This window comes from Hydrogenovibrio sp. JE_KL2 (assembly GCF_009296185.1).
Classification (GTDB): Bacteria; Pseudomonadota; Gammaproteobacteria; order Thiomicrospirales; family Thiomicrospiraceae; genus Hydrogenovibrio.
Genome location: NZ_WBJR01000002.1, coordinates 121,725 through 147,483, shown reverse-complemented (window position 1 = coordinate 147,483; position 25,759 = coordinate 121,725). Strand labels below are relative to the sequence as shown.

Below are 25,759 nucleotides of genomic sequence, written 5' to 3'. Positions count from 1 at the left end.
ATTTATTGGGTGTCTAAACATGAGTAATATTGTTTTAATTCGCAATAAATTCTAGGAACATAGGCTAGAGTTATGAATCCAATAATTACAGCGAGAGTTGTTAAAAAAATATTGGGATAGCCGTAAATGAAGCTAACGGTTATAAAAGCTAGTAAAGGCGCTAAGAGACCGTTATCTACTCTTACGTAGTAAAAAGAGTTTAAGTTGCTGATGTGCTCAGTAATGTATTGTGTTCTCTCATGAGACAACTCGAAACCATTTAGTATTTCAATTCTCGGGCGGTCGCTTAGTGCGGGAAGCAAGCGTAATCCAAATAGATTCTTGATGATTACCGAGAACTGATGAATCAGCACTCCAATTGGTAAGGCCGAAAAAGCGAGTATCCAGATGCTTTCATGAAATGCATCATAAGCACAAGACAGAAAGAGTTGGAAAAATTCGTCAGGCATTCCATTTGAGTAAATATCTAGCGTCCAGCTAATATAGAACAGTAAAGCCCAGATAATAAAAACGGTTCCAGAAATTTGGTATCTTAAAAATTGTTTCATGATGTGGGCTTTGATTTTTTAAAAATTCAGTGGTCACTCCAAACCGCAAACTCATTGCCGCTGGGTTCGATAAAGTGAAAGCGTCTACCGCCTGGGAAAGAGAAGATGGGTTTATTGATTTGTGCACCATTGCTTTCTATTTTGGCGAGTGATTTTTCCAAATTTTCACTGTAAAAAATCAACAAGGCACCACCAGCGGCTTGCGTGCTGGTTAGTTTAGAACGGTAAAATCCACCGTTGATTTCTTCGCTGGTGAATGAGCAGTAGTCGATACCGAAGTCGGTGAATTTCCAGTCGAACATCGCATGAAAAAAAGTTTTGGTGGCTTCTAAATCATAAGCTGGGTATTCAACGTAGTTAAGTTGGCCGTGCAGTTTTGTTGGCATTGGGTTCTCCTTTCTTATTTTTATTTCAACGCATCAGAGACGATAGCTTGCGCTTCTTCTACGATGGCTTCGAGATGCGCTTGGCTTTTGAAGCTTTCGGCATAAATCTTGTAGATGTCTTCGGTGCCGGAGGGGCGCGCCGCGAACCAGCCGTTTTCGGTGGTGATTTTCAGCCCGCCAATCGCTGCGCCATTGCCTGGTGCGTGCGTCAGTTTGGCGGTGATTTCCTCGCCTGCCAAGTGACTGGCTTTTACCATGTCCGGTGACAGGTTGCTGAGGATGGCTTTTTCTTCACGATTCGCCGGCGCATCAATACGGGTGTAAATCGGGTTGCCGAATTGATGGGTCAGCTCCTGATATAACACGCCTGGGTCTTTACCTGTGACGGCAGTGATTTCAGCTGCCAATAAATTCATGATGATACCGTCTTTGTCGGTACTCCAAGTGGTGCCGTCCAGTCTTAAGAAGGAAGCGCCGGCGGATTCTTCACCGCCGAATGCGTAGTCGCCAGTCACCAAGCCGTCTACAAACCATTTGAATCCGACAGGGACTTCAGACAGGTTTTTACCCAGCGAATGCACCACTCGGTCAATCATGGAGCTGGAAACCAAGGTCTTACCGATTTTGACATCATCCGACCAATTTGGTCGATGCGTGCAAAGGTATTGAATGGCCACCGCAAGGTAGTGGTTAGGGTTCATTAGCCCGACCGATGGGGTGACGATACCGTGGCGATCGACATCCGGGTCATTGCCGAACGCGATGTCGTAGTTGTCTTTGAGTTGAATCAAGCTTGCCATGGCGTAAGGCGAAGAACAATCCATGCGAATTTTGCCATCCTTATCGACGGTCATGAAAGAGAAAGTCGGGTCCACCTTGTGGTTGACGATTTGCAGATTCAATCCGTAGTAGTCGGCAATCGGTTGCCAGTAGTGAATCGCCGCGCCACCCAATGGATCAATACCTAACTTCAAGCCAGCGTCTTTAATGGCTTGCATATTGACCACTTTGTCCAAATCTTTGACATAAGGCATGATGAGGTCAGCTTTGGTGACAAATTCTGACTCTAAAGCGTCCGCCAAATCCATCAGATCAACTTCTTCCATGCCGTTGCGGATGATTTCATTCGCACGGGCTTGAATGATATTGGTCGCATCCGAATCTGCCGGCCCACCATTAGGTGGGTTGTATTTGAAGCCGCCATCCTGCGGTGGGTTGTGTGATGGGGTGATAATCACGCCATCTGCTAAACCATCGGTTTTGCCTTGGTTGTAAGTCAGAATCGCATGAGAGATCACAGGGGTTGGCGTGTAACGCCCATTGTCTTGGATGATGATATCAACGCCGTTGCCGGCAAACACTTCAATCGCCGTGGCATGCGCCGCCTCGGATAATGCATGGGTGTCCATACCAATATACAGCGGGCCATTGATGCCTTGTGCCGCACGGTACTCAACAATTGCCTGAGACACCGCAGCAATATGCGTTTCGTTAAAGGTACATTTACTGGAGCTGCCCCTGTGCCCTGAGGTGCCGAAACTCACGACCTGATCTGGGTTATTTACATCGGGAACCAGGGTGTAATAGTCAGACACCAGTTTCGGGATGTTTTCAAGAATCGTATCTGGTGCGAGCTTTCCGGCAAGTGGCGAAATTGGCATGAGGCTTCCTTTTAGTCATTTTAAACAGCGAGGGTTTCGTTTGATTATAGTGATTTGAAATGACGTTTGCATGACTTCGTGCATAGCCCGGCTGCAGTGGCTGAAAATCTGCCAGGTTGGGGGGTGAGAAGTTTTTTGAAAGTTGCAAATAGGGGTTGACGAGTTTGCTAAAATTGAAGATATGAATCAGTCACTCTTTAATCTTTCAACACTACGCAGAGCCGCTCAGTCTGCTTGGTACTCCAGCCGCATGGCATCGCGCATCGCGTTACTGTTGGCGTTGTTTCTGTTCGCCAAAACGGCGGGGCTGATTCATGATGAGGTTCATCCTTTTCATCATCACACGGAAGAGTGTGATATTTACCAAGCGATGGCGCATCACACCGGTAATACGGTTGCCGAGCTTGAGTTGCCGATCTCTGTACCTGAATATACACTTCATGATTCGGTTGTCGTTTCTCAACGTACATCCTCTACTTATCCTGCCTTTTGGGGGCGTGCACCACCTAGTTTTGTCTGATCGAGCTTTTAGCCCGCGTTTTGCGCGCCGGTGAATTGAAAATTTGACAAAATTTAGGAGAAAGACATGCTTCGTAAGAAACTTGTGTCTGCCATTCTTATTGCAACAGGAGCAACCTTTGAGGCTGCCTGGGCGGAAGAAACGCAGAGAAATGTCACGGAACTGGAAACTGTTTCCGTTGAAGAAAGACGAGAAGAAACCTTAAAACCGGTACATATCAGTACCTCTACCACTTTACACCCAGAAGCTTCGGAAATGGAACGCGGTAGCACTGCGTCACTTGGTGAAGCCTTGGACGGTTTGCCGGGGGTGAACAATTTGTCATCTGGCAGTCAGTCCGGCAAACCAGTGGTACGCGGTGATACTTCGTTACGTCTGCCGGTGTTGTCCAATGGCATGGCGATGGAATATCAAGCGGAAGGAACGCGCCATAACCCGAATGTTGATCCTGCATTGATGGAAAACTTGGAAGTGATTCGGGGTCCTCAGGGGTTGAAATATTCGAGTCAGGCGGTGAAGTCGGCGGTGAATGTATCCGGCCCGCAAATTGATTATGCCGGAAAGGGCCAGACCAAAACTTCCGGCGAATTGATGGGCGAAGTGAACTCCAACAATAATGAAACCATGATAGGTGCTAAGGCGAAATTCTCATCCAATGGTGTTGGTTTGGTGGGGGGGATTACCCAACGAAAAGGCAATGATTTCGTGTCGCCGAATACGACCGAAGCGGGCGATGTGAAACCGGGTGATCCGGCAGGAACGAAACCTTTGGTGACAGGAACCACGCCTTATACCAACTTCGAGTCGGAAGCCGCGGTTATTGGGCTGGGGTATCAGGGAGATTGGGGCGAAGTGGAATTGCGCCATAACGTTTGGCAATCCAAACAAAACTATCTAGGCGTTGAAGCTGCAGCAAGCGGTTATGAGTTGTTGCCATCAGCAGGCCAAAAACTGAAGAATGAAGAAACGCAGTTGAAGGCGGAGTTTTTCGCAAGAGACTGGGTGTTCAAACCGAGTTATGGTCACACCCGCAACCAACGTGAAGCCATGCATGAAGTCGTTTATGAAAAAATGGCTGCCTACAAAGATGACGAAGAATATTTGGACATTGTCGTGCATCGTGATGACTATCAACTGGCGGTAGAACATCCGGCGTTTTTCGGTTGGTCTGGTGAGTTTGGCGTGAGTCACTTCAACAAAGATCAGAAACTGCGCTCGGGACACTTAACGCCCAGCGCCAAAGAAAATGGTACAGGCGTTTTTATGGTAGAGAAGCAGTCGTTTGTATCTCAAGCGGGTGTGGGGCATTTGTGGGATGTTGAAATCGGTGTGCGTTACGATACGCAAAAGGTGAAAGCGCCTTTGAGTGCGGAGAACGCACACTTTTGGGATGAAACCAAAGTCTATGATGCTTCCAATAATTCGCGCGATTTCTCAGATTGGTCAGGTGCATTGGGGTTGGCGTATCATGCCACTTCAAACTGGACTTTTACCGGAAATTTAGGGCGTAGCTTCAGAGCGCCTTCCATTTTTGAACTCTATGCATCTGGTGCGCATGGTGGCGTACAGGCCTATCAACTGGGGAACCCTAACCTGAAAGCGGAAACTTCCATCAATAGTGAGTTGGCGGCGACTTGGCAGTCCTCAACCTTGCACTCCACCTTGGCGGTTTACAGCAATTGGGTCGATAACTACATCGTTCTGGAGAACACCGAGCAAACGCTCTACTGTGATCATGATGGCAATTGTCAGGCAACGCAGAACCTGAATTATCCGTATCGTAAGATGATTAACGCTCAGACCAATGCCTTGATTCAAGGGGTTGAATGGTCGGCGAAATATCAGATGACATCCCAGTTGCAATGGCGTGCCACGGCAGAAGTGATGCAGGGGCGCGATACCAAAAACAACCGTGACTTGCCATTGATGCCTGCCAACAATGCTACCTTGAATGCGGACTATACTTTCCGAAATCAGGGCTGGTGGCATAAGCCATATCTTGGTTTGGGGACTAAGTATGTCGCGGCGAAGGATTCTGCGGGGGCGTATGAGCCATTCAGCCAATTTGACAGCACGCCTTTTGGTGTGGCGTCGACGGATGCCTATTGGTTGTGGAACCTGCAAACTGGTGGCGAGGTCAAACTTGGACAGTATCCATTGAAACTTGATTTGACGGTGCAAAATTTGTTCGATACCGCTTATCGCGATTTCCTAGATACTTATAAAGGCTATGCGCAAGGAATGGGGCGCAATTTCCGTCTTCATGCCAGCATGACGTTTTAAGCGTCTAGGCGTCTAAATACACCGTCAGAATATTCTGACGGTTCCCTTCTTAAAGTCGTTCAAAACCAAATCTCAAAAACGCCAACAAAATAGCCAAAATCTGCCAGGTTGGGGGCTGTTACTATAGATAAAAATCGTTGAAAATATAGAGAAATTCTTTAGTAGATCTGGCGCGTTTTGTTAGAATTGCGCTTATGAAATTTTCCCCTTTAACGATTGCCAAATTGAGATATGCCCTCCAGGGTGCATGGGTCGACGCACGCATGATGCCACGCATTGTCGTGCTGATGGCGATATTTCTGTTTGCCAAAACGGCGGGAATGATTCATGACACGGTGCATCCGTTTCATCAACACACAGAAGTTTGTGAAATCTACCAAGCATTGGCGCATCCTGTTTCGGATGATGTTTATGAAGTCGATTTGCAGCTTTCAAAACCTGTTTATGCGCTTCAAACTTCTGAAGCGGTTTCGCAGGTTTACACCTCTACTTATCCTGCCTTTTGGGGACGTGCTCCACCATTCCTATCAATTTAATTTTGATTGTCGTTTTCTTGCGTTGAGTCGTGACACGAAGGTGTGCACTTGGCTTTTGCCGTGCGTGCGTCACTTGTATTCTAGGTAAGAAAACTGTTTGTTCAGTGTCGCAGTATGACTGCGAAAAGGGATATTTCAGCGATGCGTTGTGCAGAGTTGATGAACGGATATAGGAATTTTTATGAAAACAGTTTTTAGAAAGAGGTTGCTGGTGGCTGCTGTCAGTAGTTTGATGGTGGCACCGGTATCGAATAGTTTTGCTGATGAGCAATTAAATGAAATCTCGGTCAGCGAAAAAGAAGCTCCTAAACATGAATCTCGCACCGCTCAGGTCAAAGATTCGATTGTACATACGGATGTGATTTCCGCTAAAGCCATTGAAGATAAGCAGGCCGGCTCTTTAGAGCAAGCCATCAAGAATGAGCCGGGTGTGGATGTTCGCACCGAATGTTCGGTGTGTGGCGCCAAACGTATTTCCTTGAATGGTTTGAAAGGTGAACACACTACTTTGATGATTAATGGTGTGCCGAACAGCTCGATTATGGAAGGCTATTATGGGTATGACGCTATACCAATGGTCGGCGTTACTTCAGTGGAAATTTCGCGCGGTGCCGGTGCATCCTTGATTGCGCCAGAAGCCATTGGCGGGGTTATCAATGTTGTTACCGCCAAGCCTAGAGAAGATAAGTTGATGTTGGATTTATCTTTGGGAACCGACGGTTACAAAAAATACCAAATTATGGGCACCAAAATCAGTAAGGATAAACGCACACAGATGATGGTGGGCGCGCAGACAGATCATATTGACCAATATGATGGCGACCATAATGGCGTGAGTGAATCGCCTATGTTGGACAACCATAGTGTGGTGGCGCAAGTCTGGCATCAGGCGGATAAAGACCGTTTTGAATTGCGTTTAGCGGACCAGCGTGCCGAGATGTTTGGTGGGCCGATGGTTGGCGTGCTGGCAAAGTCCAAATCGGATGCTAAGACTCAAGCCACGGGAAGCAGTCCCGGATTTATTGGAGATAATGTCAATAATTTGCCGAATACGGCAGGTGGCGCAACCACGGCGCGTGACTTTTTGGAAAACGTGACCACCACTAAGCAGGAAGTTACCGGGAAATGGTCTCGTGACGTCAATGCGAAACTGACAACCAAATTGACGGGTTCTTATGTCAAAACCAATACAGATGACATCTATGAAGGTACCACCTATCGAGCGGATCAAGATATCTACTATGTCGATGTTCGTGCCGACTATTATCCATCGTTGCAGCACGCCATTACGGTAGGGACCGACTTCAAGCATGACAAGATGTTATCGATTTCGACAGGTGGAACCTATCCTGCGAACGATTCTTATAATAAGAAATCGAATGGTCTTTATCTAAGAGATATCTGGACGCCGAACCAACGTTTGGAAGTGGCGGGTGCTTTGCGTTTGGATGCGATTGACGTTAATTTCATTGATCAGCACCGTAAGTTCAATGAAACGATTCTGGCGCCGAGATTGCATGTTCGTTATGACCATAACTTTAACTGGACATCGCGCTTTTCAGCGGGGATGGGCTACCGTGTACCGCTACAATTCTTTGAAGCAGAGCATGGTATTCTCGATGATGGCTTCAAGGTTGCGGTTGATAAACTTGAGAAATCCCAATCAGCTCGCTATGAATTGGCGTATTCCGGTGCTAAAACCAATATGACGACCAGTTATTCCTGGACAGCGGTTAAGAATCTTGCGGCAATTGATGAATCCAGTGGCACCCCAACGTTGGTATCTACCGCCGGAACGGGTCATGTACAACATGCGGATATCAGTGTCAGCTATCAATTGACCCATGCCTGGACAGTGGGTTCTACGCTAGAGGGCTTTGCCTATGATAAAACCTATAAGAACACTTTTAGTGTCATTCCGATCGAAACCCGTTTACGCTTGATGGCGGACTACGATGGCCACGGTTGGCAAGGTAATTTGACCGTGACAGGAATTGGCGAACGCAAATACTCGGATTATCCGAGCACTGGTTATGCCGAGCATTATGACGATAATGCCATGCAGCATTCAAAAGGAACTAAAGCACCAGCTTATGTCACCGCAGATCTGAAGGTGTCTAAAGATATCACTAAGGCATGGAAAGTTTACGCCGGCGTAAACAATCTGTTTGATTATACGCAAATCGGTTCAGGTCATGATTCACCATTGTTCTATGACAATAGTGGCACTAAAACCTGGGATACCGGACATATCTGGGGACCACTACGTGGGCGAGTTGTTTATGGAGGGCTTAAGGCAGAGTTCTAATCATTTTACTTGCCTAAAAGTAACAATAAAAAAGAGGGGGGAACCCCCCCCTTTTTTTAATCTATAGAAGGTAAATAACTATCAAAATGTAAATTAATTCTATTACTAAAAGAAAATAGTTTTCATTTAGATAAAGGGTTGCTAAAATAGCACCCATGATGCAATTTCCTTATTTACCGACCCAATCAAACTTCATTAGCAAACGTATGAAGAGGCATGTGCATGTCATTCCTGTGATTACTTTGCTGGTGATGCTATTTGTTTTTTCAAAGACGGTTGGGTTTATTCATGGGGAAGTACATCCTTTCCATCATCATACTGAACAATGTGAAATCTATCAGAGCCTAGGGCATCCCATTGATGATAGGGTCTTCACACTAGATTTTCTGTTGTTTCCACCTAATTTTTCTTTTCCAGTGGCGACGGCGTTTCTTCACGTTTCTATATCTCGCCTTTCTGGATTTTTGGGGCGTGCACCGCCCATGCAATAGCGTCTACCTTAATGTTTGCTCCGTATTTTCACTTTTTGGATACGTGAGATTTTTAGTTTAGGCACGTTTGCATAGAGCCCCTTTTTGCCTTCTCGCAATACTCAGGTGCTGCGATTTTCTGAAAGAATCAGACAAAAATATTAATGAAATAATGAGATAAGAGTTATGGAAATCAAATTTAAGAAAAAATTGCTGGTGGTATTCATCACCAGTGCAATGATGTCCCCACTTACTGTTCACGCAGAAGATGAATTAAATAAAATTACTGTCGCAGGGTCGTCGGGTTCGAAAGACGCCCGAACGGCTCATGTAAAAGATTCGATTGTGCATACAGAGGTGATTTCGGCCAAAGCGATTGAGGCAAAGCAAGCTGGGTCTTTGTCAGAAGCCATAAAAAATGAACCGGGCGTCAGAGTGAGCACGGAGTGTTCCATGTGTGGTGTCAAGCGCATATCGTTGAACGGCTTAAAAGGCGAGCAAACTACCTTGATGATAAATGGTGTACCTAACAGCTCGATTTTAGAGGGGTATTATGGTTATGACGCGATTCCAACGGTTGGTGTGAGTGCGGTAGAAATTTCCCGAGGGGCGGGTGCTTCATTGATTGCTCCAGAGGCAATCGGGGGGGTGGTGAATGTCGTCACCGATAAGCCTAGAGAAGATAAATTAATGCTTGATTTGTCGCTCGGTACAGATGGGTACAAAAAATATCAAATCATGGGTACAAAAATCAGTAAAGACAAGCGTACCCAAGTCATGCTGGGTGCACAAACGGACAATATTGATCAATATGACGCTGACAATAACGGCGTTAATGAATCCCCCCGTTTAACCAATCATGCAATCGTGGCACAGATTTGGCATCAGCCGTCTAATCAAGATCGCTTGAACTTTCGTATTGCTGATCAGCGTTCGGAAGTTTTTGGTGGCCCAATGATCGGCGGCGGCTTAGCAAAGTCTGAGTCGGATGCAAAAACACAACAGCCATCAACAGCCACAGGTGATCCAGACTTTTTTGTTGGCGGAAATGTGAATAACCGACCGAATTCAGCTAAGGCCTCGGCGCGTGATTTCTTAGAAAACATTGTGACAACGAAACAAGAGTTTACCGGGAAATGGTCGCGTGACGTGAATGCTAAGTTGACTACCCATGTCACCGGTTCCTATGTGAAAAGTGTCACGGATGATATCTATGAAGGCACGACTTATAAAGCCAACCAAGATATTTACTATGCGGAAGCCCGTGCAGATTACTATCCTTCTACTAAGCATGCGATCACCATTGGAACGGATTTCAAAAGCGAGAAAATGTTGTCCAAATCAACAGGAGGAAACCATCCTGCCAATGATTCTTATGACAAAAAGACAAATGGCTTATATGTGCGAGATATTTGGACACCCAATACAAGATTGGAAGTGGCAGCGGGGTTGCGTTTCGATGCGATTGACGTGAAGTTTCTTGATCAAAACCGTAAGTTCAATAAAACAGTGTTAGCCCCTAGATTGCATATTCGTTATGACCATAATTTCAATTGGACATCACGTTTGTCAGCAGGAGAAGGTTACCGTGTACCGCTACAGTTTTTTGAAGCGGATCACGGCGTATTGGACGATGGTTTCCAAGTGGCGGTGGATAAACTTGAGAAGTCTCAGTCAGTACGTTATGAGTTGGCCTATTCCGGCGCTAAAACCAATATGAGTACCAGCTACTCTTGGACAGCCGTGAAGGATTTGGCGGCAATTGATTCGGACAACTATAGTCAACCAACCTTGGTATCGACACATGGTACGGGACATGTACAGCACGCCGATATTACTGCGAGTTACCAATTGACCAATCATTGGACGCTGGGTTCGACACTTGAAGGGTTTGTCTATGACAAAACCTATCGTGATACCTTTACAATTATTCCGATAGAAACGCGTTTGCGCTTAATGGCGGATTATGATGGTCATGGCTGGCAAGGCAATTTTACAGTGACAGGCATTGGCGAGCGTAAATACTCGAATTACAAAACCGCCGGTTACGACCAACATTACAATGACTACAATTTAACCGATTCCAAAGGTTCTAAAGCTCCAGCTTATTTCACCGCGGACATGAAAATTTCTAAACAGATGACCAAAGAGTGGAACATCTATGCTGGCGTGAACAATATGTTTGATTATACTCAAACAAAATCAGGACATGATTCGCCACTGTTCTATGATCAAAATCATGAGTGGGATGTGGCGCACATTTGGGGGCCTTTACGTGGACGCGTTGTTTACGGCGGGGTCAAAGCCGAGTTCTAATTTAAACAATCTAATCAGTACAAAAAACTGTGATAAAAAAGAGGCCGTAATGGCCTCTTTTTGTTTTAGTACTCTTGTTCCCCCTCTTCTAAGAGAGGAGGTCTTTTTGAAGGGGCGGAAGATTCATTTTTTACCTCTGTCTCAACCGCATCAAGCAATGCAATGATTTGGTGTGATATCTGCTGAACCTTGTTTTTGTGAGTGGCAGCGGTTTCTTTGTCACCGATGTCGTATGCATCCAATGTTTTACCAACCTCCATATGCATTTGATTGTGATTTTCAACCAGTTGCTGCATTTGAGGAATGTGACTGTATTTCTTACCATCGCCTATTAACCACTTACCTAAAGCGCACTGGTCGTTTCTACGAGCAGTTTCTTTATTGATATCCGTTTTGAGACCGGACATCAGGTTTTCAAGTTTAACGTTCCAAGCGCGGTGTTTCTGTTTGGCATCTTCAAAATCAAGATTCGCTAAGCCGAGACTGTGTGTGGCATGGATGTCTGCGTTTTTACTGATTTGGAAGCGGTTGACGAACTGTTCCTGATTATGGGCTTGTTCGCTCATGTTTCCGGCGGTTGCTGAAAGTTGCTCCACCAAAGCGGCGTTTTGTTGAGTCATCTGGTCAAGATGCGTGATCGCGGTGTTGATTTGGTTGACGCCTCTAGCCTGCTCGTTCGTTGTGGTCGAAATTTCCTGTACCAGGTTTTCGACTTCTCGAATTTGGTTCACCATGTTTGAGAAGACTTCATTGGTTTTCTCTACCAATTCCGTACCTGTCTTGATTTGAGCGGTTGCGGTATTGATCAGTTGAGAAATCTCTTTGGAAGATTCCGCAGATTTTTGTGCGAGTGATCGTACTTCTCCGGCGACGACCGCAAAACCACGACCATGTTCGCCGGCGCGTGCGGCTTCTACCGCGGCATTCAATGCCAACAAGTTGGTTTGGAAGGCAATGCTGTCGATGACACTAGTGATGTCCCCGATTTTTTGACTGACTTCGTTGATGCTTTGCATGGCTTCAATGGTTTTTGCCATGACTTGAATCCCCTCGGAAGCCTCTGTGCCAGCAACATGACTTAGCTGGTTGGCTTTCTCGGTGTGTTCGGCAGATTGTTGAATGGTGGCAGTCAATTGTTCCATACTGGCAGCGGTTTCTTCCAAAGAAGCGGCTTGCTGTTGAGTTCTTTCCGATAAATCTTCACTGGCTTGAGCTACTTCTTCTGACATACCGCCGATTTCCGATGAACCTTGCTTCACTTTTCCTAGTGTCAGCTCAATATTTCGTAACGCATTGTTGATGGCCGTTTTCATGGCCAGTACTTCGCCCTCAACCTCAATGTTCATGCGTCCGGTCAGGTCGCCATCACTCATACTGGAAAGGATGCTGCTCAAGTTTTGAGTAATGGAGGAGAAGCTTTCCAACAAATTGTTGATGGAGTTAGACAGTTTCAACTCAAAGCCTTTTAAGCCGTTGGTATCAATACGGTCTTTTAGGATGCCGCTGGAAGCATTTGCGACAAGATGTTCGATATTGTCTTCAATCGCCAGCTGTTCGGTCATATTTTTCCACTCGGCAACCGTACCGATGCGATTTCCTTTTTCGTCGAAAATAGGATTAACCACCAAGTCAATTTTGATTTGACCGATGGTGATTCGTGTTTCAAAGGTTTCTTTCAGATTTTCCAATAGGTTTTGTTGATGGTGCGGGTTTTGGTGGAAAATGTCGATGTTCTGTCTCAGTAGGTTGTGGATGTCAAATTGCGGCAGAATACTTTTGATTTCCGGTTCAATGTCTGTGAACATATTAATGATGGCATCGTTTACGAAGATAATACTACGGAAACGGTCGGTGACCATCACGTTGGCAGAGGAGGATTTTAGCGCAAGTTCAATTCGTCTGGCATTGGTCAGTGCTTCTTTGACATCATCAATATCGGTTCCCAAGCGGATTTGCATCGACTTCAGTCGATTGAAAGTTTGGCTGATGAGGGAGTTGCCTTTTACATTGATTGGGTATGAGAAATCGCCTTCCGAAATGGAGGTAATGGCCGAGCTCAGAGATTTCAAACGTTTGCTGTAGTTCAGGTTGAGAGCGATTAGCGCCAAAATCATTAACACGTCAAATGCCTCAAACCACTGTTTGTGCGTCTCCATAATAAGGGAGCTGAAAATGGACGTCAGTAATAACGCACTGATAATAATGGTGAGTGTCGTGAGGTTATAGTTGGATAATAAATCCAATTTTTGAGTAGCGGTTTTTGGCACACCGCCTTCTAGCACGACTTTACCGGCTGCGATTGCTTTATAGGCGACTTCGGCTTGTTTGATTTGCGCATCGGATGCAGGGGTGCGTACCGACATATAACCGGCGATTTGCCCTTTCTCAAAGATAGGTGTTGCATTGGCAACAACCCAATAATGGTCGCCATTTCGTCTGCGGTTTTTGACGATCTGACTCCAAGGTTTTCCAGCTTGGATCGTTTGCCAAAAATCCTTGAATATTGCGGGTGGCACATCTGGGTGGCGTAGAATATTATGAGGTTGGCCGACTAGGTCTTTCCAACCATAGCCACTGGCTTCGATAAAAGCTTCATTGGCACTGATGATGTTGCCAAACTTATCTGTGCGAGAAACAATAATCGTTCCTTCCGGTAAGGCATATTGTTTTTGAGAGACAGGTCCATTATCTTTCATCGCCATAACCTCCATGATATGCGTGAACTCAAGTACGTGTTTTTAATAATACAAGAAAAAAATAGGGATAAATACATATAAAACATAAGGTTATTGGCTTTGAGAGGTAAAGGTTAGACGCGATATGCTAAACATATTTAAATTGGATAGCAACAAAATATGCCTGAAACCCTTGAAAACAAAATATTTGGCTATATTTTGACATTATTAAGATTAAAGAGATTGAACGGATTATGGAGTACAAGGATTATTACGAAATTTTGGGCGTAGATCGCAGTGCCAGTGAAGCGGAGGTCAAAAAGGCTTACCGAAAATTGGCTGCGAAACATCACCCTGATAAGCCTTCGGGCGATGAAGCCAAGTTCAAGGAAATCAACGAGGCGTATGAAGTGCTTGGCGATAAAGAAAAACGCCAGATGTACGATCAGTTGGGACCAAACTATCATAATGGTCAAAACTTCCAGCCACCACCAGGCTTTGAAGAAATGTTTGGTGGGTTCGGAGGTTTTGGCGGCGCACAAGGTGCTGGAGCCAGTGGCTTCTCGGACTTTTTTGATTCATTGTTCGGCGGTGGGTTCCAGCAGGCTGGTGGTCATGGTGGTTTCGGCGGGCATCAGCAATTCCAGCAAAAAGGTGAGGATCAGACGGTAAAAGTATTGGTTTCTCTGGAAGACGCTGTGCATGGCGTGGAGAAGTCTTTGACAATACAAATGCCTATGCAAACCCGACAAGGTGGTTTTTCACATCAGCCTAAGAGTTTGAAAGTGAGAATCCCCGCGGGTGTGAAACAAGGGTCGCGTATTCGTCTGACGGGGCAAGGAATGCCGGGATATGGCGGTGGTCCAAACGGTGACCTGTACCTGGAAGTGGATCTACAGAACCATCCTTTGTTTAAGGTTGATGGAGATGATGTAATCCTGAATCTGCCATTGACGCCTTGGGAGGCGGCATTGGGAACGAAAGTTCAAGTCCCGACCCTGAAGGGTAAGGTTGCGATGAATATTCCGGCAGGCACTCAATCTGGCGCTAAATTGCGAATTAAGGGACGAGGCCTTGGCAAAGATGATAAAGCGGGGAATCAGTATGTGTTGATTCAAATCCATACGCCACCGGCAGATACGGAAGAAGCCAAAGCTTTCTATGAAAAAATGGCGGAAACCTTGCCGTTCAATCCAAGACATCATTTCTAAATCTTTCGAGAGTCCTAAATATTTAGGGCTTCTTTTTGTATAAAGGTTGAAATTTCACACTAACTTTCTTATATTCAATGCCTCTTGTCTTAATTTTACGCATTAGGTGTTTATAGTGTCCCCATGTTCCTTTGAACTTGAGCACAGGTCATCACTCCGTGTTCCGAGTCTGTTCAGTTTTCATCACAAGAATGAGGTCTTAAAAGGGATTAATCTTGGCTTGGGTGGTTTTGGGGTTGCTTATCCTATAGCGGATGACGGCACCTTCCATTTCTACCGTGGCCAACTGTTGAAGAACTGTTATATTCAGGTCGAAGGGGAAACCATCTATTTCTCTAAAGTGAATGTTTGTTGGTTGGATCTTTCAGATGATGGGCTGGTGTATGGTATTAAGATTTCGAGCATCATTGCGCCAGAAAAAGAAAAGTACCAAGCAATGTATGAGAAGGTGTTGACACACTACCGGGAAAACGGTGTGTTGTCTCTTGCGGAAAGAGAAGCGCTCAATAACTTTTCAAGCTGAGTATTGAACACTTCGCTATAAGACGGGTTTACTTTTGCGTTAGTGGAAAGTTGTCAAACTGAACACCTTGCCAGCCACTTTTCATGAAGTTTCGGATATTGCCGTGACTGTCGCTTTGCGGGTCTTGTAAAACTTCTTCGGTATAAAATTTACCAAAAGCATTTAAGGTCGCTTGTTGCGACAGTTGGTTCATTTGACCAAATGCCAGCAACTTGCAAGAACCATTATTGGTGTTTTCTTCATTTACTTGCTCGCCATTCACGAAACGCGTTGGCGTAAAGTCATAATAGGTATCAATGACCTGCATCACTTCATTAAAATCGACCGGATTTTGGTTTAGTTTTTCAATTAGTTGTTCAGGTGTCATGGCTTTCCCTTGAGTGTTACTGAGATATTCTGCAATTTACAAAGGGCATATTCTACTTGGAAAGCCGACAAGCGAGTCCAAATTTACCCCAACCTGGTAGATTTTATTTGCGAGGCGGGAGGGAATCGTTAGAATGTTTTTAGTTTAAGAGACCTTCGCACGAGGTGGTTTCACAGCTAAAAAGGTTAAAATTCCGCATTTCTGCGTTAAAAAACTTGTCAATAGCGCGCTATTGGCGGTGTTTTCTACCTTGAACTGCAACATTTTTCCGCTTTTTTACCTCGCGCGCCACTCGTGCAAAGGCCTCTAAAAGATTCAGCTTAGATTTTACGGAAAGGAACATCATGAAAAGACGTGATTTTATCGGCGCTCTGGCGGGCGCAACGGCAACTACAGCATTAACCGCTTGCGGTCAGCAAGAGTCAGCAGCGCCCGCGGCAGCAAAGCCGATGGAAACAGTACATTGGAAAATGGTGACAACCTGGCCGAAGAATTTCCCGGGCTTGGGGACAGGGGCAAACCGTGTGGCTGAGTTGATCAATCAGATGTCTGGTGGTCGCATTGATGTCAAAGTTTATGGTGCAGGCGAGTTGGTCGGTGCATTTGAAGTGTTCGACGCGGTTTCCAGCGGACATGCACAATTGGGGCATGCCGGTGCTTATTACTGGAAAGGCAAGATTCCTTCGGCAGTATTCTTTTCAACAGTACCATTTGGTTTGACGGCAGATGAAATGAATGCATGGCTCTATAACGGTGGTGGGCTGAAATTATGGGAAGAAGCCTATAAGCCGTTTGGCCTAGTTCCTAACCCAGCAGGTAACACCGGCACTCAAATGGGGGGGTGGTTTAACAAGGAAATCAACTCGCTGGATGACTTGAAAGGTTTGAAAATGCGTATGCCTGGCCTAGGTGGTGAAGTGCTTAAAAAAGCCGGCGCCATTCCGGTTTCTCTACCAGGTGGTGAGATTTTCCCTTCATTGCAATCGGGTGCGATTGATGCGACTGAGTGGGTAGGTCCTTATAACGACTTGGCATTTGGTTTCTACAAAGTGACCAAATACTATTACACGCCAGGCTGGCATGAACCAGGAACGACGATGGAATGTATGATCAACGAGAAGGCATACAATGCGTTGCCGGATGATCTGAAGAGCATCGTGCGCAATGCCATGAAAGTGGCGAACTTGGAAATGTTGTCTGAGTACACGGCACGAAATGAAGAGGCGCTACAAACGCTTATCGAGAAACACAATGTCGAATTGCGCTACTTCCCTGATGAAGTGTTGAAAGAATTGAAAAAACTGTCTTCAGAAGTGATTGAAGCCGAAGCGGCGTCTGATCCACTGTCTTCAAAGGTGTGGGCATCGCAAAAAGCCTTTATGAAGCAAGTCACTCAGTGGACGAATGTCGGCGAAGGGGCTTTTATCCGCGCCAGAAATTTGTAAGTTTTTATTCGTAAACTTAACTATTCATGACAAATAACAAAAAACCACACAAAAAATGCAAAAACTACCCGTTTGGGTAGTTACCATGCGTTGCGGGTTTCTGTAATCTATAACCGTTGACTTTAGAGTACTGACGCAAGTATATGGAAGTATTTGTGTTAGTGCTCTGGTTTACGACCTCCTTGCTATTGGAAACCTAAAAATTAGTGCGTGTTTTAGGCGGATCGGTAGCAAGGACTTTTTTCCTACCCGTTTTAATCCCAACTTTCTATTTTGTCTTTGATGCCACTTTGGTATCTTGAATCTTTCTCAGATAACCTAACATTTCATCGGTATCCCAGATATTGCCAGCGTTGATGCTATAACGAATCATTCCGTTTCTATCGACCAAAAAACTTGATGGAAAAGCAAATACTTTCCATTTGGAAGCCACTTCACCTTTTTCGTCCAACAATACCGGAAAATCGACAGCGACTTTTTCCGTGAAAGGTTTGACGACGGATTTCGGTTCTCGGTAAGACACGGAAACCATTGCGAAATGGTTAGCATCAAGTTGTCTTAGTGCGCGATTCATTGAGGGAATTTCTTCCACACAATGGGGGCACCAAGTTTCCCAAAAATTAATCAACAACGCTTTGCCCTTGTAATCTTTTTTGACATCGATTTTATTGCCGTCCAGGTCTCGCAACACGATATTGCTTGGCATAGGAATCGGCGGGTCAAAACGCTTCATACCGCGAACCACGCTACTGACAGGCGGATTTTTCAGCGCTTCAGAAGGCTCAAGTTTGGCAATGTGATAGCCGACTTTATTTGCCCGCTTTTGTTGTTCGGCGACGCCTTGCACAATGGCATCAGCGGTGACTTTGGCCATCTTACGCATATTATGGAAATGAAATTCGCCATCGGTGCTGTCTTTGAGGATCTCAGTATGTACCAGACTACCGCCCGAACGTAAGGCAAAGAGTGTTTTATCGACTTCATTGATTAAAGCGCCTCGCTCTGCCAGAATCAGGGTTATCGGTAATGCCGTCGCGCTTGCGATAGGGAACAGTTGACGCTCGGTACCCGCAACCGGAACGCCAACATACATGTTCGGGAACATCAGCACCACGTTTTTCAAACGGTTTCTTTTTGTCTTGTTGTCAGTGGTGACTTGCCATTCACGAATGCCGCGCAGTGTCGGAACCGCTGCGGATTCAAGCGAGATGATGACCACTTGTTTGTAGTGCTGGGTCGCTAAATCCAACATGGAGGCAAGAAAGTCTCCTTTCAGGTTTCGTAATGCCGTTTTGGTTCGAGGGATAAACATCGAGTCTGGGGTGTCGAGATACCAGACCGTTCCTGTTTTGCTCAAATGTTGAGCGAGTAGCGCTGTGCCGTCGTTCGGCGGGTAGGAGTTGCCAATCCAGATATAAACACGTTTTTTATCTTGAGGCGTGTTCGATTCGACATTGGTGACGGTCAGTGTATCGCCACTCGGTAAGTTGAGGTCTTTGGTCGGTAAGCTATTCCAAAGCGTGTAGTCGTGATGGTTCAGCGGTTTAAGATTTTTCTCGGGCTCGGTTTGGGCAAATGTCGTCATGGATGCCGAAAGTAGCAATAGGGTAAACAGTCCGTGCAAAAGGTGTGTCTGCAAATGTGAGTGTAAACGGATGCTGAAAGAATTGAACGACATAGTGGTTCCTTAACGCCTTTCAAGTTAGTAAACTGTAATGGTCATTATCGTTTATTATAAGACTTTAAATAGATACTGCCAGAAAAGCTTGGTGTTAAAGGATTGAAATATCCTGTTGGTTTTGCGAGCAGTGATAGCAAGAAGTGAGAGGGAAAGGCGATGAGAAATCTAGGTTTTTTGAAAGCAATCATATTGGTAGCCGGGCTGGCAACCTTGTCGGGTTGTGCCACCATCAAGATCGGGCCTAATTATGATGAACCTTTGAAGCAACAGGTGATCGAGTCGAAACCGAATGCTACGGGTAAGGTTCTGCTTATCAATATCCAGGGCGTGATTTCAGATCAGCAGAGCGAAGGCTTTTTTGGCGCCTCTCCAAGCTTACTGGATAGAGTCATGATGCAGCTGAAATTGGCAGAAAAAGACAAAAGCATCAAAACCGTCTTGCTTAAAATCAACAGCCCAGGTGGCGGCGTGACCACCAGCGACATTCTTTATCATGAACTGATGGCCTTCAAGAAACGTACCGGCAAAAAAATCTATGTTCAGATGATGGATGTCACCGCTTCAGGTGGTTATTACATTTCTATGGCGGCCGACCATATTCAAGCGCATCCAACTACGGTCACGGGATCGGTTGGGGTGATTACCGTGCTTCCAGAGATTGTCGATTTGACCAAGAAAATCGGTGTAGAAGTCAAAACCTATAAAACCGGACCGATGAAAGATACCGGCTCACCATTCAGAAAATTTACACCAGCAGATGACGCCGAAATGCAGTCTATAGTCGATCAAATGGCGCAGCGTTTTTACCATATCGTACAGACATCACGCCATCTATCACCTCAAGCGATGAAAGACGTTGAAACCGCAAGAGTCTATGTCGGTAAAGAGGCGCTTAAGGCCGGTTTGGTTGATTCACTGGGTTATCTGTCTGATGCGGTCAACCAAGCTTGTCAGTTGGGGGGCGATAAAGTGTGTGACCTGGTGAGTTACCGTTTTGAAACCAATGTGAATGCGACATCCTATAGCCCAACCATGCAAGCGCAAAGCAAGCCGATAGAAATGAATCTGATGAAAACCGGGTTGTTGGATTCCGCGCTGTCATTGAAGCCGGGTTCTTATTACCTTTACTTGCCTTGAGGTAGACACCGCTTTAACCCTCACTATTTTGTTTTGGTTTTGATTTGCGGAAAGTTTGGTACGGTACGTGCTAATGCTTAACCGAATAAAAAGTACATTTAGTGAGGGATTAATGTTTTCAATATTCGGCAACGGAAAATTAAAAGAAGAATTGGCTCAAGCGCAAAAACAGCTGGCAGCCGTAGTTGCAGAAAAAGCAATTTGTGAAGAAAAAATCGCCACCCTTGAGGGTGAGTTGTCAAAAATTCCTTTAACCCCCAGTTCAGAATCATGTGGTGAAGGCGTCTATTCAAAGGATGTCACCAAATCATTGTTTGAATCAATAGACTTCTATGCTGAGGGCGTCCGTAAATTTCAAGCCAGTATGAATTTGTTGGGTTCCAACCTTTCTCATGGTCGTGAAGATGTTGTCAGTTCTTTGTCGGTTTCTAAGGATGCACAAAAAGGACTTCAACAAATCACAGGTGGTGTCAGCACTTTAAGTCGTGCGGCAATCGAAACTTCTAACTCGGTATCGACCTTAGAGCAACGAGCCGAAGAAATCGGCGGTATCGTGTCCCTGATTGAAGATATTTCTGAACAAACCAATTTATTGGCGTTGAATGCGGCAATTGAAGCGGCAAGAGCGGGCGATGCCGGACGAGGGTTTGCTGTCGTGGCGGATGAGGTTCGTGTTCTGTCTTCCAAAACCGCGCAGGCGACATCGGATATTTCCAAGCTGGTGTCTGTGATTCAGTCGGAGGTTAAGAGCGCTCAAGATCAGATGATCAGTTTATCAAGTGAGGCCTCTAACTTGAAAAATCAGAGCGAAGCTGCCGGTGAAAGTATCTCCAAACTTATTGGTGCCAACAAGGATATGGAAGGCGTGATTTCCGCAGGTGCCCTTCGTAGTTTCACCAGTGCGGTGAAGGTCGATCACATGGTTTATAAAATGGATATTTATAAGGTCTATATGGGACTTTCTGATCTGAAAAGTACGGAGTTGGGTGATTATAAATCCTGTCGTCTGGGCAAGTGGTATTACGAGGGAGAAGGTGTGCAATGTTATGCAAAACTTGATGGTTATGCACAGCTGGAGGCGGCACATATTCAAGTGCATCAAGCAGGTAGTCGTGCGCTGGAACTTTATGAGTTGGGAGATTATGTAAAAGGTGTCGAGTCACTGAAAGCCATGGAAGATGCCAGTGAGCATGTTCAGCAAGCTTTGGAGAAGATTGCCATTTCTGCTGAGATGGATAGCAGTGTACTGTGTCTTTCGAGTAATGGAGCGTCTTTCGACTCTTGATATTTAATGTCATCACGGCCTTGATTACAGAATGCTTTCAAGACACCGTGATGTTGTTTCAGGTTTGCTGAACCTTAGCTTTTGGTACGAGGTCCGCTTGGGCGTTTGGCCTTGCTTTTCAAACGTCGTTTCGGAGCACCTGCATCTTTAACTTTGGCAATATTTAATTGTTTGCCACATACCCATGCATTTTTCAAATCATTGAAAACGTCTTTTGGCATTTGGTCTGGTAGATCGACAAGACTGTAATTGTCCTCAATCACTAATTTCTGGATATATTCACCGTCCAAGCCCGCTTCATTGGCGATACAGCCGATAATGTTGCCTGGCTTCACACCGTGATTACGACCCACTTCAATACGGAAGCGTTCCATACCTTCGTTTGGTTCTGCTTGACGGCTACGTCCTTTGTTACCACCACGGTCATTGCGGGAATCACGTCCACCACGGTCGTTACGGGAATCGCGCCCACCACGTTCTGGACGGTCATCAAATTGCGCTTGCTTGATTGGCTTGTCATCCAGGAAGAATGGGACGTCGCCTTGAAGAATCTTTGCCAAACCAGCGGCAATTTCGACTGCCGGAATGTTGTGCTCCGACTCGATGCTTTCGATCATTTCCTGATAAAGCTTCAAATCGCCTTCTTGCACCGCATTGACGACCTTATCTTTAAAGCGAAGGATACGGTTTTGGTTGATGTCTTTGGTTGACGGCAACTCCATTGGCGTGATTTTTTTGTTGGTGGTTTGTTCAATAGAACGCAACAAACGTCTTTCACGTGGCGCAACGAACAGGATTGCTGTTCCGCTACGACCTGCACGACCAGTACGACCAATACGGTGAACATAAGATTCATTATCGTAAGGAATGTCGTAGTTGATAACATGGCTGATACGCTCTACGTCCAGTCCACGTGCAACCACGTCAGTGGCAATCAGAATGTCCAATTTACCGGCTTTCAGTTGGTCAACAATACGCTCACGCTGATTTTGCGCGATGTCACCATTCAAAGCAGCGGCAGCATAGCCACGTGCTTCAAGCTTTTCAGCCAGTTCAACAGTCGCGGTTTTGGTGCGGACGAAAATAATGATACCGTCAAACTCTTCTGCTTCCAAAATACGCGTCAAAGCATCTAACTTGTGCAGGCCGCTGACCAACCAGTATTTTTGGTCAATGGTCGAAGCGGTTGATGTCTTTTGCTTGATGATGACTTCGCTAGGATTGTTAAGGTAAGTATTGGCGATACGGTGAATTTCTTTCGGCATAGTTGCAGAAAATAGCGCGATTTGGCGAGAAGCAGGGGTGTGCTTCAAGATCCACTCGACATCGTCGATAAAGCCCATGCGAAGCATTTCATCTGCTTCATCCAGAACCATATTGGTGATACCGTCCAGTTTCAATGTGCCTTTTTTGATGTGATCCATCACACGGCCAGGCGTACCAACCACAACATGCACGCCGCGTTTTAGTGCGCGAATCTGACCGGAGTATTCCGAACCACCGTAAATCGGTAGAACATGTAGGTCTTTGATGTTACGTGAAAAAGTCTGGAAGGCTTCTGCAACTTGGATTGCCAACTCACGAGTTGGTGCTAGCACCAACACTTGAGGGTCTTTTTGTTTCAAATTGATTTTTGACAGAATCGGTAACGCAAAGGCAGCGGTTTTACCCGTACCGGTTTGTGCCATACCAAGAATGTCGCCGCCTTTTAAAATGGCAGGAATGGCTTGTGCTTGAATCGGTGACGGCGTTTCGTAGCCGATTTCGCTCAGTGTTTTTAAAATGGGTGTAGCAAGACCTAGGTCTTCAAACTTAATGTCTGTATTCATGATGTTCCCTAAATGGATGTTTTGGATATCGGCAGCGTTTCATTTGTAATGCGCTGCTTGCGAGATGTCCTGAATATACATTCCATAAGGTACTAGGCTAATTCTGTTTGTGATTATTACGTACAGAGGACAGGAAAGTTCTGTCAGAGCAAGTTAGTCTTGACGGTGGCCGCCCACATTACTAGGTCACCAATTATATTCTGGACATGGGGTTGTCATTTATTGGCAAGTTGTCTTGCCGGCTCAATCAATTTTAATCCCAAATGAGCAACCACGCGGTATTGTACTCGAAATTTTGCTAAGGTATTCAAATTTATTGGAAATTTGGAAGGATAACGAAAATAAAGGTTACCCCAACCTGGTAGATTTTATGCAGAGTGTGTTCGAGAGTTGGACGGCGTGACATAGCGGCCTTCAAAGTCTGAGGCAGGAATCGGCTGACTGAAATAATAGCCTTGCAGTGTGATGTCCGGTTTTTTGCTGATCAGGGTGTCGACTTGCTGTGGTGTTTCAATGCCCTCGGCAACCAGTTTGAGGTTTTTGCTTTGTGCCAGTTGGATGATGGAATTGACGATGGCCTCATCATCTGGGTTTTCCCGTAAATGATGAATAAACGATTGGTCGATTTTCAGTTCATGAATCGGTAGCTTTTGTAAATAGCTAAGAGAGGAGTAGCCGGTGCCAAAGTCATCAATGGAGATTTCAAAGCCCAGTGACACCAAATGCTGAATTTTCTGCATCGCTAACTTGGCATTTTTGATGAGTACGCCTTCAGTCAACTCCAGAGTCACGTTTCTTGGGTTCACTTGAGTGAATTTTACTAGCCCGATAATGATTTCAATAAAGCTTTGTTCGTGGAACTGCACCGGGCTGATATTCACGGCGATACGGAAATCGGGACGGTTTTTGTTCCAAGCTTTGATTTGCAAGAATGCTTTATGTAATACCCAAAGACCGATTTTAATGATTTGTCGGCCTTCTTCGGCAACCGGGATGAATTTGGAAGGCGATACTGCGCCCAACACCGGATGGAACCAACGGATAAGGGTTTCGGCCGACACGGCGTTACCGTCACCGTCCACTTGAGGTTGGAAGTAAATTTGGAACTCTTCATCCATTTCGGAGTGGTTCAGGGCTTCGATCAATTCGAGGCGCTTTTGCGCTTTTTCAATCAAAGACGTGTCGAACAAGTACGCCTGATTTCCACCTTGTTTTTTCGCTTCGAACATCGCCATATCGGCAAAACTCAGAATTTGGTCGGCGGCATAGTTCAGGTCGTCGTTAATTGGGAAAATGCAGCTTCCGATACTGGCGGAAGTATGTACCGAGCCTTGTGGTAGTTGGTAACGACCATGAATGACATCAACCATTTCTTCCGAAAATTGTTCAACTTCTTCCTTAACGGTTTGTCTGTCTTGGTTGTTCGAGTGATAAAGAATGGCAAAGTTGCTTCCATCCAGTCGCGCCAGAGTGGTGTCATCAGATAACTGGGATAGCTTTTGACTGATTTTTTCAGCAACCTGTACCAGCAGATCATCGCCGGCTCGGTGTCCGAAAGTATCGTTGATAATCTTGACGCCGTCCAAACCGATATAAAGCAGTGCGTGCTGGCTTTGATTGACCTCGGCTTGAGTAATGGCGGATTCAATCAAATCATGCAATAAAGACTTATTGGCAAGTCCGGTCAAACGGTCGTAGTACGAGAGTTTTTCAATGGTGGCCTGTGCTTCTTCCTGCTCAGTCAAATCCTGAAGCAGGCCGATAAAGTGTTCAATATTATTTCTGGGGTCAACCAGCATGGAAATGCTCAGTTGCGCTTTAAACTGTTCATCCGTTTCTGTGAAGATTTCAACTTCTCCAGCCCAATGGTGCTGGCTAAGCAGTGTTGACATCACTTTGTCGAACGGCATTTGCAATGAAACCTGTTTTTTTAACCAGTCGATATAGGTTAAAGAAGATAGGGTGTTTGCATCCAGTCCGGTCAAGTTCAGAAAGGCATCATTCGGATGGGTTATGAATCCGTTGCTGCTGGTGATGAATTGTCCAGTATGATTGGCATTCATTAGCTTTTGCTGTGCATCCGCTCGGCGTTCCCAGGACTTGTCAGACAAGCTCAATAGCCAATAAAGTCGATTGTTAAATTCGATGCGACCAAGGTGCAGAGTCACTGGTAGAGCATTGTTGGACGGAGATTTTAGCCAAAGTTGAGGGGAGACATGATTGTCGCCATCAGCACTTGCACAGGACGCTAACCAATCTAAGAGTGAGAAGCGAAGTCCTTTGCGTTTTTCTTCATAGAGGCGGAGAGTGTCCGACGTCAGGGTGTTGGTGTCGGCTTCTTGCTGAAAACAACCATAGCGTTCCAAGGTCTGATTGACCATGACCACCTCGAATTTTTCAGAAAGCAGTACCACGCCCTTTTCCGAATGGTTGAGGATTTTTAAAGCATCCTCAAAAGAAAGGGTTTGTTGTAAACTGTTTTCAATTGATTGGCTGGTATGGGTTGTCATTCAATTTTGCGTCATTCAGTTTGCATGATATGCACCGATTAATACCACTAATGTTAGCCGATTTAGGG

At 45.5% G+C, this 25,759-nt stretch carries 19 protein-coding genes; 11 read left to right on the top strand and 8 right to left on the bottom strand.

The genetic code is table 11. The annotated features are described in order from the left end of the window. Positions 1 to 2: 2 nt before the first annotated feature. From F8R13_RS04970 to pgm, 3 genes are read right to left on the bottom strand one after another with little or no spacing between them, the layout of a single operon-like run. Entirely contained in the window at positions 3 to 548 is a 546-nt protein-coding gene (locus tag F8R13_RS04970; protein WP_152832232.1) for a hypothetical protein, read from the bottom strand. A gap of 26 nt (positions 549 to 574) precedes the next feature. Continuing rightward, a complete protein-coding gene (locus tag F8R13_RS04965; RefSeq protein WP_152832231.1) occupies positions 575 to 934 on the bottom strand; it encodes a VOC family protein in 360 nt (119 codons plus the stop codon). A 20-nt stretch (positions 935 to 954) separates the two neighbouring features. After that, positions 955 to 2,595: a phosphoglucomutase (alpha-D-glucose-1,6-bisphosphate-dependent) gene (pgm, locus tag F8R13_RS04960; protein ID WP_152832230.1), complete on the bottom strand. Its 1,641-nt coding sequence runs from the start codon at positions 2,593 to 2,595 to the stop codon at positions 955 to 957. 181 nt (positions 2,596 to 2,776) lie between these two features. On the opposite strand from pgm, the gene F8R13_RS04955 reads away from it, so the two are divergent. The 6 genes from F8R13_RS04955 (at position 2,777) to F8R13_RS04930 (ending at position 11,028) form a co-directional block, all read left to right on the top strand. Then, complete coding sequence (locus tag F8R13_RS04955) at positions 2,777 to 3,115, top strand: DUF2607 family protein (protein ID WP_152832229.1); 339 nt, start codon at positions 2,777 to 2,779, stop codon at positions 3,113 to 3,115. Between the two features lie 66 nt (positions 3,116 to 3,181). Further along, complete coding sequence (locus F8R13_RS04950; protein ID WP_152832228.1) at positions 3,182 to 5,398, top strand: TonB-dependent receptor; 2,217 nt, start codon at positions 3,182 to 3,184, stop codon at positions 5,396 to 5,398. A gap of 194 nt (positions 5,399 to 5,592) precedes the next feature. Beyond that, entirely contained in the window at positions 5,593 to 5,934 is a 342-nt protein-coding gene (locus F8R13_RS04945; RefSeq protein WP_152832227.1) for a hypothetical protein, read from the top strand. A gap of 181 nt (positions 5,935 to 6,115) precedes the next feature. Further along, positions 6,116 to 8,242: a TonB-dependent siderophore receptor gene (locus F8R13_RS04940; RefSeq protein WP_152832226.1), complete on the top strand. Its 2,127-nt coding sequence runs from the start codon at positions 6,116 to 6,118 to the stop codon at positions 8,240 to 8,242. Between the two features lie 155 nt (positions 8,243 to 8,397). Further along, positions 8,398 to 8,733: a hypothetical protein gene (locus F8R13_RS04935; protein ID WP_152832225.1), complete on the top strand. Its 336-nt coding sequence runs from the start codon at positions 8,398 to 8,400 to the stop codon at positions 8,731 to 8,733. Positions 8,734 to 8,898: 165 nt separating this feature from the next. Beyond that, a complete protein-coding gene (locus tag F8R13_RS04930) occupies positions 8,899 to 11,028 on the top strand; it encodes a TonB-dependent siderophore receptor (protein WP_152832224.1) in 2,130 nt (709 codons plus the stop codon). 65 nt (positions 11,029 to 11,093) lie between these two features. Here F8R13_RS04930 and F8R13_RS04925 read toward each other — a convergent pair whose 3' ends face one another. Then, positions 11,094 to 13,730: a methyl-accepting chemotaxis protein gene (locus F8R13_RS04925; RefSeq protein WP_172967701.1), complete on the bottom strand. Its 2,637-nt coding sequence runs from the start codon at positions 13,728 to 13,730 to the stop codon at positions 11,094 to 11,096. A gap of 227 nt (positions 13,731 to 13,957) precedes the next feature. Here F8R13_RS04925 and F8R13_RS04920 point away from each other — a divergent pair, with 227 nt between their 5' ends. Further along, positions 13,958 to 14,914 (top strand): DnaJ C-terminal domain-containing protein, encoded by a 957-nt coding sequence (locus F8R13_RS04920; protein ID WP_152832222.1) that lies wholly within the window; start codon positions 13,958 to 13,960, stop codon positions 14,912 to 14,914. 115 nt (positions 14,915 to 15,029) lie between these two features. Then, a complete protein-coding gene (locus F8R13_RS04915) occupies positions 15,030 to 15,437 on the top strand; it encodes a hypothetical protein (protein ID WP_152832221.1) in 408 nt (135 codons plus the stop codon). A 28-nt stretch (positions 15,438 to 15,465) separates the two neighbouring features. Here F8R13_RS04915 and F8R13_RS04910 read toward each other — a convergent pair whose 3' ends face one another. After that, positions 15,466 to 15,804: a HopJ type III effector protein gene (locus F8R13_RS04910; protein WP_152832220.1), complete on the bottom strand. Its 339-nt coding sequence runs from the start codon at positions 15,802 to 15,804 to the stop codon at positions 15,466 to 15,468. Between the two features lie 344 nt (positions 15,805 to 16,148). On the opposite strand from F8R13_RS04910, the gene F8R13_RS04905 reads away from it, so the two are divergent. After that, positions 16,149 to 17,249, top strand: a complete 1,101-nt coding sequence (locus F8R13_RS04905; protein ID WP_152832219.1) for a TRAP transporter substrate-binding protein — start codon at positions 16,149 to 16,151, stop codon at positions 17,247 to 17,249. 268 nt (positions 17,250 to 17,517) lie between these two features. On the opposite strand, the gene F8R13_RS04900 is transcribed toward F8R13_RS04905, so the two are convergent. Beyond that, on the bottom strand, positions 17,518 to 18,927 hold the full coding sequence (locus tag F8R13_RS04900; RefSeq protein ID WP_152832218.1) for a TlpA disulfide reductase family protein: 1,410 nt from the start codon (positions 18,925 to 18,927) through the stop codon (positions 17,518 to 17,520). Between the two features lie 159 nt (positions 18,928 to 19,086). Between F8R13_RS04900 and sppA the strand changes: the two genes are divergently transcribed. Both sppA and F8R13_RS11760 read left to right on the top strand, forming a co-directional pair. Then, a complete protein-coding gene (gene sppA / locus F8R13_RS04895) occupies positions 19,087 to 20,067 on the top strand; it encodes a signal peptide peptidase SppA (protein ID WP_152832217.1) in 981 nt (326 codons plus the stop codon). A 112-nt stretch (positions 20,068 to 20,179) separates the two neighbouring features. Then, complete coding sequence (locus F8R13_RS11760; RefSeq protein WP_305778200.1) at positions 20,180 to 21,352, top strand: methyl-accepting chemotaxis protein; 1,173 nt, start codon at positions 20,180 to 20,182, stop codon at positions 21,350 to 21,352. Positions 21,353 to 21,426: 74 nt separating this feature from the next. On the opposite strand, the gene F8R13_RS04885 is transcribed toward F8R13_RS11760, so the two are convergent. Beyond that, entirely contained in the window at positions 21,427 to 23,181 is a 1,755-nt protein-coding gene (locus tag F8R13_RS04885; protein ID WP_152832215.1) for a DEAD/DEAH box helicase, read from the bottom strand. Between the two features lie 368 nt (positions 23,182 to 23,549). Then, a complete protein-coding gene (locus F8R13_RS04880) occupies positions 23,550 to 25,691 on the bottom strand; it encodes a bifunctional diguanylate cyclase/phosphodiesterase (protein ID WP_152832214.1) in 2,142 nt (713 codons plus the stop codon). Positions 25,692 to 25,759 lie beyond the last annotated feature (68 nt).